The organism is Limosilactobacillus reuteri subsp. porcinus, assembly GCF_036621895.1.
GTDB lineage: Bacteria > Bacillota > Bacilli > Lactobacillales > Lactobacillaceae > Limosilactobacillus > Limosilactobacillus reuteri_J.
On the sequence record NZ_LN887443.1, the window covers coordinates 1 to 1347 of the forward strand.

1 protein-coding gene is annotated in these 1347 nt (G+C 36.0%); it reads left to right on the forward strand.

Features of this window, described 5'->3' with window-relative positions; translation table 11 throughout:
• Positions 1-127 precede the first annotated feature (127 nt).
• Positions 128-1246, forward strand: coding sequence for a UDP-galactopyranose mutase (gene glf, locus AACL61_RS07155; RefSeq protein WP_087215061.1), 1119 nt, complete (start codon positions 128-130; stop codon positions 1244-1246).
• Positions 1247-1347 lie beyond the last annotated feature (101 nt).

Sequence of the window (1347 nt, forward strand, 5' to 3'; positions counted from 1 at the left end):
TTAAATTGACATTTCGGGTGAGAATAAAAATCAACAGCCATTCTTTCCACTTGAGTAAGATCATACAATTTATGATATATTAAATAATAATGTAATTAAAAATAAGATAAGAATACGAGGAAAAGCTATGAAAAAATATGATTATCTAGTAGTAGGTGCAGGCCTTTTTGGTGCCACTTTTGCCTATGAAGCAACTAAACGTGGCAAGCGTGTAAAAGTAATTGAAAAGCGTGACCACATTGCTGGTAACATCTATACTAAAGAAGTTGATGGGATTCAAGTTCACCAATATGGTGCACACATTTTCCATACATCAAACAAAGAAGTATGGAATTATGTTAACCAATTTGCAGAATTTAATCGTTATACCAATAGCCCAGTTGCTAACTACAAGGGTGAAATGTACAACTTACCATTTAACATGAATACATTCAATCAAATGTGGGGTGTGCGGACACCAGCGGAAGCAATGGCTAAAATTAGCGAACAACGACAAGAGATGGCAGATAAGGAACCGCAGAACTTGGAAGAACAAGCTATTTCTTTAATTGGTCGTGATATTTATGAGAAATTAATCAAAGGTTATACGGAAAAGCAATGGGGACAAAAGGCAACTGAATTACCAGCCTTCATCATTCGTCGTCTACCAGTGCGGTTAGTATATGATAACAACTACTTTAACGATCTTTATCAAGGTATTCCTATCGGTGGCTATACTCAAATCGTTGAAAAGATGCTCGATAGTGACTTAGTTGATGTTGAAACCGGTGTAGACTTCTTTGATAAGAAAGAAGAATACCTCAAAGATTATCCCAAGATTGTCTTCACTGGAATGATCGATCAATTCTTTGATTACCAACTAGGTGAATTACAATACCGCAGTTTACGGTTTGAAACTGAAGAGAAAAATGTTGATAATTACCAAGGTAACGCGGTAATTAACTATACCGATGCGGAAACACCATTTACGCGGATAATTGAACATAAACACTTTGAATTCGGTAAGGGTGATAAAGATAAGACCATTATCACTCGGGAATATCCTGCTGATTGGCATCGTGGCGATGAACCATACTACCCAGTTAATAATCAACGGAACAACGAACTTTATAAGCAATATGCAAAGTTAGCGAGTGAGCAGGCTAATAACGTGATCTTTGGTGGTCGTTTAGGACAATACCGTTATTACAACATGGATCAAGTATTGCATGCAGCATTAACTGCTGTTAATGAAGAATTTAAATAAATTTTAAAAAGGGGCTGGGAATTAACTATTAATTCTTGGTTCTCTAACAGTAAAATCCGGACTATGATTTTTGATCGATCAAAAATCGTAGTCCGGATTTT

Coding starts and splice junctions, on each gene's coding strand:
- glf (WP_087215061.1), top strand. CDS start 128: ATGAAAAAATATGATTATCTAGTAGTAGGTGCAGGCCTTTTTGGTGCC.